Annotated in this window: 3 protein-coding genes; 2 read left to right on the top strand and 1 reads right to left on the bottom strand. The window is 36.1% G+C overall.

Annotated elements, in window-relative coordinates; genetic code table 11:
* Window positions 1-90 precede the first annotated feature (90 nt).
* A complete protein-coding gene (locus IC221_RS11530) occupies window positions 91-3,267 on the top strand; it encodes a glycoside hydrolase family 2 TIM barrel-domain containing protein (protein WP_188169121.1) in 3,177 nt (1,058 codons plus the stop codon).
* Window positions 3,268-3,827: 560 nt separating this feature from the next.
* Here IC221_RS11530 and IC221_RS11525 read toward each other — a convergent pair.
* Complete coding sequence (locus tag IC221_RS11525) at window positions 3,828-5,381, bottom strand: arylsulfatase (protein ID WP_188169120.1); 1,554 nt, start codon at window positions 5,379-5,381, stop codon at window positions 3,828-3,830.
* Between the two features lie 460 nt (window positions 5,382-5,841).
* On the opposite strand from IC221_RS11525, the gene IC221_RS11520 reads away from it, so the two are divergent.
* Window positions 5,842-8,274 (top strand): glycoside hydrolase family 2 TIM barrel-domain containing protein, encoded by a 2,433-nt coding sequence (locus IC221_RS11520; RefSeq protein WP_188169119.1) that lies wholly within the window; start codon window positions 5,842-5,844, stop codon window positions 8,272-8,274.
* The last annotated feature ends 95 nt before the right edge of the window (window positions 8,275-8,369 follow it).

Here is an 8,369-nt window from a genome sequence, read left to right as displayed (position 1 = left end):
AGAACAACTTAATTTAGCATCTACTTATTAATATTTTAACTATTCGCAAATTTTAAGAGAGCGAAAGATCAGTTATTAAAATAAATAGAAATGAATAAACCGCTAACAAATGCCTTAATTGTGGCAATGAGCTTGGTTTCTATGACCACATTTGCCCAAGAAATACCCCATTGGGAAAATCCTGATGTAATACGAGTAAATACTTTACCGACTCACAGTACATTTACTCATTATGAAAGTACTGATTTTAGAAAGGAGCAACAGGATTTAAAAAACTACCAATTGCTCAACGGACAATGGAAATTTAATTGGGCCGAAAAACCGGAAGATCGCCCAAAGGACTTTTATCAGTTGGCCTATGACGTATCTGAATGGAAAGAAATTGATGTGCCTTCAGACTGGCAAAGAAGAGGGTACGGAACGCCTATTTACACCAATATTATCTATCCACATCCCAAAAATGCACCTTATATTCCTCATGAGTATAATCCAGTAGGTAGTTATAAAAGAGACTTCATGCTGAATGATGATTGGAAAGGTAAAAACATCTTTCTCCATTTTGCAGGAGTGAATTCCGCTTTCTATGTGTGGGTAAATGGCGTACAAGTAGGTTATGCTCAGGGTTCTAAAACAGGGATTGAGTTTGATGTGACGGAGTATGTAAAAACGGGAGCAAATGATATTGCGGTAGAGGTATATCGTTGGTGTGATGGATCTTACTTGGAAGATCAGGATTTCTGGAGACTTAGTGGTATAGAAAGAGATGTCTACTTATTTGCGACTGAAAAAACGTTTGTAAGAGATATTAAGTTAAACCCTAGTTTAGATAAAGCAAATTACAAAGATGGATTGCTTTCCTATTCGATTGATGTGCAAAATACTTCGAATAAAAAGCAAAAAGGAATGAAGTTGAGAGTGTCTGTAAAAGATGAAAAAGGCGTCATCGTTTTTACAAACACAAAAGAAGTGGAGTTAGATAAAGCGGAATCAACAACGGTCGCAGACCAAAATATTCAAATGGGAAAGGTGGCGAAATGGTCTGCCGAAACACCTCATTTATATCAATTAGAAGTGGCACTCTTGGACAAAGGCGGTGAAGTTTTGGATGCTTCTTATCAAAAAATTGGTTTTAGAACAACTGAAATCAAAAATGGTCAGTTTTTGGTTAATGGTCAGCCCGTATTATTGAAAGGAGTCAATCGTCATGAACACGATCCCGTCCATGGTCATGTGGTTTCTAGAGCAATGATGCTACAGGATATTATTGATTTGAAGAAATACAATATTAACGCGGTGAGGACTTCCCATTATCCCAACGATCCTTATTTTTATGAATTATGTGACCAATATGGCATCTATGTGTGCAATGAAGCAAATATTGAATCTCATGGTTATGGCTATAAAGCAGATGAAACATTGGCCAACAATCCGCTTTACAAAGAACAACATGTAGATAGGGTACAAAGAATGGTGAAAAGAGATTTTAACCACCCTTCTGTAGTGTACTGGTCGCTGGGAAATGAAGCAGGAAATGGAAGCAATTTCAAAGCCGCTTATGATTGGACTCATGCTTATGATACCTCTAGAGTAGTGCATTATGAACGATCGGATTATAAAAAATCAGAGCCAAGAACCACGGACATCATTTCATGGATGTATATGAGCATGGAGCAAGTGACAAACAAGTATTTAAAGAAAAATAATCAATTGCCACTTGATCAACAACGTCCATTTATCTGGTGTGAATACAGTCATGCTATGGGAAATTCCAACGGTAACTTTAAGGAATACTGGGATTGGGTACGTAAAGAAAGAACAATTCAGGGTGGATTTATTTGGGATTGGCAAGATCAAGGTTTAGAGGAAAAAACGGCAGATGGTGAAATCTATTATGCTTACGGTGGTGATTACGAACCCGATTCAATCCATACTGATGAAAACTTCTGTGCCAATGGTATTATAGGGTCAGATAGAACGCCTCATCCAGCAATTCAGGAGATCAAGCACATTTACCAAAATCAACATTTTATACATGTTGATGGTCAAAACTTCCAGCTGTACAATGAGAACTTTTTCAAAGGGCTTGAGCACACTACTGTACAATGGGAATTGTATGAAAATGGTACTTTAGCCGATCATGGAATTGTGAAAAACTTAAATGTGAAGGCACAAGAGAAAGTAGATTTTTCTGTTGATTTTTCTTATCAAATGGAGGCTGATAAAGAGTACTTTATTAACTTATATGTCATCAATGACGGATATGATAACTTACTCGAAAAAGGACATCTACTTTCATCCAATCAGTTTTTACTTCAATCTGCCAACACGGTTTCAGCGAGTGCATCAAAAGGAAAAGCTAAAATTCAACTAAAAGAAGTAAATGATCAGCTTATTTTAGAAGGAAATGGTTTTGAAGTTGTGTTTGATCTAGAGGAAATAGGTTTAGCTTCTTATAAAGTAAACGGAGAAGATTTAATAAAAGAAAGACCGAAGTTGAACTTTTGGAGAGCAATGACCGATAACGATTTTGGGGCTTGGAGTGCCAAAAATCCTAAAGATCAATATTACTTTGAATGGAGAGATCAGGCCAAAAAAGGAAAAGTCATTGACAGAAAAATTGAAAAAGAGAAGGGATGTTATCGTATCGCTTATACTATTGGATTAGAAGCTATGAATGCTAAAAATACAGTAATATATAAGGTACAATCTAACGGTGATATACAAGTTGAAAGTAAATTAATTGCAGATCAACCTGAAGCGTTGAAGTTTATGCCTAGGTATGGGGTGACTTTTGCCATTGATAAGAAATACGACACGGTAAACTATTATGGTAGAGGTCCAGAGGAAAACTATATAGACCGAAACAATGGTTCATTTGTCGGTTTATATACGACAAAAGTAGCAGACTTGTATGTGCCTTATACCCGCCCACAAGAGAATGGGCATCGTACTGATGTACGTTTTGTAAAATGGATGGATGCGAAGGAAAATGGTTTAGAGATAAATGCGGCAGAAACAGTAGAGTTTAATGCTTTATTTAATCCTATTTCAGATTTTGATCCAGGAAATTCTAAAGCTCAGAGACATACTTTTGATATTCAACCAAGAGATTTAATCTATATCTGTATTGATGATCAACAAGCTGGTGTTGGAGGTGAAAATTCATGGTCAAAACGAGGATTAGCCATGAAGAAATATCAATTAGATCCTTCTAATTGTAAGTTTTCTTTTACATTGAAAGCCTTACAGGAAGATAAGACCCAATAAAATTGTCAATCATTTTAATAGGGGAAACCTTTACACAGAAGACCTTTCAATAGTATTGAAGGGTCTTTTGTTTTTAATACTCTCTAAGTCAATTGTGATTTTGTTACTGCATTATAAACTAGGTTTTTGGCTATTTGTGGTTTTTAGAAATCGGGAGATTTCTGCTGATCTGTAGGACACGAATGAAGCTAACGCTTAACATTCGCACCATTGGACTTTCTACCCAATTCATTTGCTACTTCTTCCCTTCAAAGCCGAGGGAGATACTACTAAATGATGGTCTGATTACATGTTAAAAGACAAAGGTTTTATAATAATTTTCTAAAATGCAGTTCTGTAGGGACGTTGCATTGCAACGTCCTCGCGAACCACAACACACTACCATTAATCCTTCATAAAAGGAGTTGTATTAATTAACGAAAACTTAGTTTACAATGTATTTAGTGGCGTTCCCCTTAAAGCTAGTAATACTATCTTTTGATACATGATGAAAGGAATAAAAAAAGCACAAGTATTGCGGCTTTCACAACACTTGTGCTTTAAAAAAGGTGTACTATTGATTACTTCAGAATTAACTCTTGTGTGTTATTAAAATCACCTCTTTTTTGAGTGAACTCTTCCATTAATTCTTTCACTAACTCAGGATTTTGAACGGCAATATCGTTTTGTTGAGAAGGATCTTTTTTAAGATTAAACAGTTGAACCTTATCATGATTACCCAATTCAATATTCACTTTTTTATTGATCTTATTTCCTTTATAGGCAGGGATAAGAACAAAATCACCTTTGCGGTAGGAAGTTCTAGTAGTAGCCTCTAGAATGATTGACGTTCTGCCTTCTTTACTTTCTCCCAATAATGCAGGAAGTACATCTTCAGAATCTTCTGTTCTTTCATCACTACCTACTAAAACGGCTAATGAGTTGAATAAATCCAATTGACTTACTAGTGCATTTGATTTACCGCCATTAATTTTGCCTTTCCAATAAGTAATAAATGGTACGTGTGTACCTGCATCATACAAAGAATATTTCCCACCTCTTAGACCACCACTTGGATTATGCTCTCCTAATAGTTCAACAGCATTATCATAATAGCCGTCATTTAATACAGGACCATTGTCAGAAGAGAAAATAATCATGGTGTTTTCTTCAATGCCAGCTTCACGGATTGTTTTTAATAACTCACCTACACACCAATCAGCTTCTAAAATAACATCACCTCTTGGACCTTTTCCAGATTTTCCGACAAAACGAGGATGCGGAGTTCTTGGTACGTGAGGCTGTTGCATTGTATAGGTTAAGAAGAAAGGTTTATCTTCTTTAGATTTTTCAGCAATATACGTTTTAACTTTAGCAAGAAAATGATCAGCCATATCTACATCGCTCCATAAGGCTGCTTTACCGCCTTTCATATAACCAATTCTAGGGATACCATTCACTACGGCTTGATTGTGTCCGTGATGCCATTTCATAGTGAGCATTTCAGGGTTGTCAATCGCATTTGGTTCTCCTTCAAATTTTTTCTTGTAGTCAATTTGGATCGGATCATTTTTATCAAGGTTGACCACATCACCATCTTCAATGTAAACTGTTGGGACACGGTCTTGCGTTGCTGCCATGATGTAAGAATAATCAAAACCTACTTCATTAGGACCTGGAGAAATATGCTCATTCCAGTCTTTATCTGCTGAACCAAGACCCAAGTGCCACTTCCCAATAATGGCAGTGGAGTAGCCAGCTGTACGTAACATTTTCGGTACAGTAGGCTGTTTTGTATCGATGATCAATGGGGCCGTTCCAGGTAAAATTCTTAAGTTATTTCTCCATGGATAAGCACCCGTCAAAGCGGCATATCTTGAAGGTGTACAAGTGGCAGATGATGCATATCCATTCGAAAAGTTGACACCATTGTTTGCTAAATAATCAATGTTAGGGGTCGTAAATCCTTTTGTACCATTAGCACTAAAATCACCATATCCTAAGTCGTCTAAATAGACAAAAATAATATTAGGTTTCGTTTCCTTTTGTGCCTCGTTGTTGGTGGTAGTTTGTTTCTGACATCCTATTAATGCCAGTAACCCCACAATGGTAAAAAATAAGTTGATCTTCTTCATTTCAAATATTAAAAAAATAATGTTTTTGATTAGAGTAAGGAGGAAGTGGAAATACCGTTTTTCTTCTCTCAACACTAACATACTATATCAACAGAATTCGACTTTACATAAATAATTCAAAAAGTAGCAATCTCTTAAATCGTGCTACTTATTTGGACAAAATTGATACAAAAACAGACTTTCTTTTTAAGCCTATTTATCAAAATCTATTTTTTCAACTCAAAGATCAAAGGGTGCATTTTGGTATTGAACAGCCCTTTTTTTGATAAATTATAGCATAAATACGACTAAAATTACTACAAAAATGATCAGTTAAGTTATAAACGTGTATGTGTACTCTACTTTCTGCCCTTAAATATAGATTTGCTTTATGAAACAGAAGGTGTTTGCCAATAAAGAAAATGTCTGTCTCAATCAAATACATCTTAACCCAACTCACAATCTTTTATTTTAGATAGAAATGAAAAAAATTATATTATTCATAGGCGTTTATTTGGCATTGTGCCAAGTCGTTTTCTCTTCGGAGGGAAGACAGGTAAAATCAATTAATTTTGATTGGAAATTTACATTAACCAATCCACAAGGAGCGTCAGCAAAAGCATTTGATGACACGAAGTGGAGAACACTAGATTTACCGCATGATTGGAGTATTGAAGGGGAATTTAAAAAGGAAAATCCTTCTGGTACTTCGGGTACATTTCTACCTGGAGGAATTGGTTGGTATCGAAAAGATATAGAGTTAGAAAAAATTGATCCCAATACCGTTTATAGTATTCGATTTGATGGAGTGTATTTGAATAGTGATGTTTGGATTAATGGTTTCCATCTCGGTTTTCACCCTAATGGTTATTTAGGTTTTGAATATGATTTGACGCCCTATCTGATAGAAGGAAAAAACACGATTGCAGTTAAGGTGGATCACTCTAAATTGCCAAGCGGAAGATGGTACACTGGTTCGGGTATTTATAGAAATGTATGGTGGGAAACTAAAGATAAAACACACCTTTTAGAAGATGATCTTTTTATCACTACACCTCAGGTTACTCCTAAAAAAGCAATTCTTCACTTGGTAGCTTCTATTTTAAATCAAAAGAAAAGGAAGGCTAAAGTAGAAGTTCAGCTCAATATACTGGATAAAGAAGGGCAGTTAGTGAGTAGTACAGTGAAGAAATACCAATTTCAAAAACAGCAAGAAATAGCACTTGACTTTGAAGTTGAAAATCCAAACTTATGGTCTCCAAAATCCCCATCTATGTACACCATGGAGACTATTATTACTCATAATGGAGAAGAAATAGATTGCTATTCCACAACATTTGGTATTCGAAAAGTGGAATGGAAACCAAATGAAGGTGTATTTTTGAATGATGAGCCAATTTTAATAAAAGGTTTAAGTAATCATCAAGATGCGGGGCCATTGGGTGTGGCTGTTCCAGAAGATGTATTGTACCGAAGATTGAAAATGCTAAAAGACATGGGCTGCAATGCCTTAAGGACGGCACATCATCCGTTTGCCCCTGAATTTTATACTATGTGCGACACTATGGGTTTTATGGTAATGGATGAGGCGTTTGATGGTTGGTGGAATACCAAAGCAAAGTTTGATTATGGCTTACATTTCGAGGAATATTGGAAAAAAGATCTTGAGACGTTTATCAAAAGAGATAGAAACCATCCCTCTGTTGTAATCTGGAGCGTAGGAAATGAAGTGAAGGGGTATACCAATGAGCAGCAAAAGCTTTTGGTAGAGGAAGCAAAAAAGTGGGATACCTCAAGACCGGTCACTCAAGGAAGGGGCTATAAAGGAGACCACATTGATATAGCTGGTTTTAACGGTCATGGTGAATTTAAAAACGTGTTAGAAAAATACAATGAAGATCACCCACAAAAACTTATTATCGGAACAGAGATTACACATACTTTGCAGACAAGGGGTGTTTACAGAACTAAAACATGGTACAGAACCAAAGACAATCCAGCTCCTTGGGAAAAGCCAGAACACTTTAAGAAATTAGAACCAAAAATCTATAAAATTGAAGACCTTTCTGAAGAGGAAGTTTTTGAGGGGATTTCTCCAAAATACCAGTCTTCTTATGATAATTCTATTGTAAGAATAGGAGTGAGAGATGATTGGAATAGGGTAGAACAAATGGATTTTTATGTGGGTAATTTCAGATGGACAGGCTTTGATTATTTGGGAGAATCCTTCAATTGGCCCGCAAGAACCGCAAATTTTGGCATCATTGATTTGGCCGGTTTTCCTAAAGACCACTACTACCTCTATCAAAGTTTGTGGAGTGATCAACCGATGGTGCACCTCTTACCGCATTGGTCTCATAAAGGGAAAGAAGGTGTTAAGATTCCAGTAGTGGTTTATACAAATTGTGATGAAGCAGAGTTATTTCTTAATGGAGCATCTTTAGGTAGAAAACCAATGAATGAGAGCCGTCAAATTGTATGGCAGGTACCTTATCAAAAAGGAGAATTAAAAGCTGTAGCCTATATGGATGATAAAATTCAAGCTTCTAAAACCATTAAAACGGCAGAAGAGGCCTATACAACGACTTTGACTACTGATAAACGAGTACTTCAGGCAGATCGAAAAGATGTTTTACATTGTGAAGTGTCTGTAGTGGATCAAAATGGTGTATTTGTGCCTGACGCGTCAAACGAATTACAATTTAAAGTAACCGGAGGTGGTCATTTGATTGGTATTGAAAACGGTGATATTTTAGATATGAGTTCGTCTAAATATGATTTAAACAGGAAAGCATTTAATGGTAGATGTTTATTGATCATACAATCCAACGGACAAAAAGGTAACATCAAGATTGAAGTGGAGGGAGAAGGTCTGAAATCGCAACAGTTGATTATCAATACCATTGTACTGTAATCTTTTTTTCAACTACTTATGGTTTTTAGAAATCAGGAGATTTCTGATGATCTGAAGGACACGAATGTCGCTATCGTTTAACATTCGCGCCAGTG

This window comes from Flammeovirga sp. EKP202, from assembly GCF_014534745.1.
Classification (GTDB): Bacteria; Bacteroidota; Bacteroidia; order Cytophagales; family Flammeovirgaceae; genus Flammeovirga.
The sequence above is the reverse complement of the archived record's forward strand: the minus strand, read 5'-3'. Positions and strand labels throughout refer to the sequence as shown.